General features: G+C 76.7%; 2 protein-coding genes. Both read right to left on the bottom strand.

Annotation, left to right across the window (positions count from 1 at the left end; translation table 11 throughout):
- Positions 1-101 precede the first annotated feature (101 nt).
- Positions 102-734: a hypothetical protein gene (locus ACQ4W7_RS29130; protein WP_436535216.1), complete on the bottom strand. Its 633-nt coding sequence runs from the start codon at positions 732-734 to the stop codon at positions 102-104.
- The coding region (locus ACQ4W7_RS29125) for a hypothetical protein (RefSeq protein WP_436535214.1) at positions 734-1,137 on the bottom strand (404 nt) is incomplete at its 5' end. The genes ACQ4W7_RS29130 and ACQ4W7_RS29125, both read right to left, overlap by 1 nt.

Below are 1,137 nucleotides of genomic sequence, written 5' to 3'. Positions count from 1 at the left end.
CGTGCCGGCGCGGGCCGGCGCGCCGTCGGCCGGCGCATACCAGGCCGCGGCGACGCTGGCCAGCAAGGCCAGGCCCAACAGGGCGCGCAACAGGCCCGGGCTCACGGCGCCCCCCCGTCGCCGGCCGCCGCCGCGCGCGCCGGCAGGCGGCTCAGGATGAGCCATTCGATGCGCGCCTCGACGTCGGCCGCGCCGGCGCGCGCGCGCTTCAATTGCACGCCTTCCAGCGCCAGGCTGGGATGCTGGCGCAGCGCCGCCAGGATAAAACGCTGGAGCGCCGCCGCCGAGCCGGTGACCGGCAGCGTCATGCGATAGCGCAGGAACGCGCCGGCGCCGTCAACCTGGGGCCGGTACTCACCGCGCTGCATAGACAAGCCCTCCCGCCCGCCCAAGTCCAGCAGTTCCTGCAGCGTCGACGGGATCGCCTCGTGCGCCAGCAGATGCTGCTCGAACGCGCGCAGGCGCGCGCGCGCGGCGGCGTCGCCGGCCACCCCGGCCGGGGCGGCCGCAGTGGTCGGCGGCGGCGCCGCCAGGCGGGCTTGCAGCGCGGCCGCCGCAGCCAGTTGATACTGCTGCGCCGCGACGGCCAGGACGGCGCCACTGGCGCACGCCAGCATGCTCCAGCCCCAGGCGCCGAAACGGCGCGACAGCGCGCGCGCGCCGCGCCGCGCGGCCCAGTCCACTTGTTCCACGCAGCGCGGCAAGCATGCCGCGGCCCGGCCGGCGGCCGCCATTATTCGCTCCATCTTGCCTCCACCATGAAACGGAAGGGCCGTTCGGCCGTCGTTTCGTCGACCTCGTGACGCACCAGGTAGGCGGTGACGAACGGCCTGCTCTCGGCCACGAAGGCGACGTAGCGCGCCATCTCCGCGCTGCTGGGTGCCTCGGCCACGATGTTGACGCTGCCGGCCCCGGCCTGCGCCGCGCCGGCGCCGGTCTGCACGCTCAACAGGGCGATGCGCAAGTCGCGCGGCGGTGCCAGCGCGCGCAGGATGGCGGCGAGCGGCACGTTCAGCGCGGCGATCGCCGCGTTGACCGCCCGCACCCGCGTCGCTTCCTCGCCGCTCCAACCGGGTGGGCGGGCCGGCGCCGGCGCGGTGTCGGCGCGCGCGACCGCGGCCGCGCGGGCCGACACCG

The organism is Janthinobacterium algoris, assembly GCF_051380935.1.
Lineage (GTDB): Bacteria > Pseudomonadota > Gammaproteobacteria > Burkholderiales > Burkholderiaceae_D > Janthinobacterium.
This window is presented reverse-complemented; position numbering and strand designations above follow the sequence as displayed.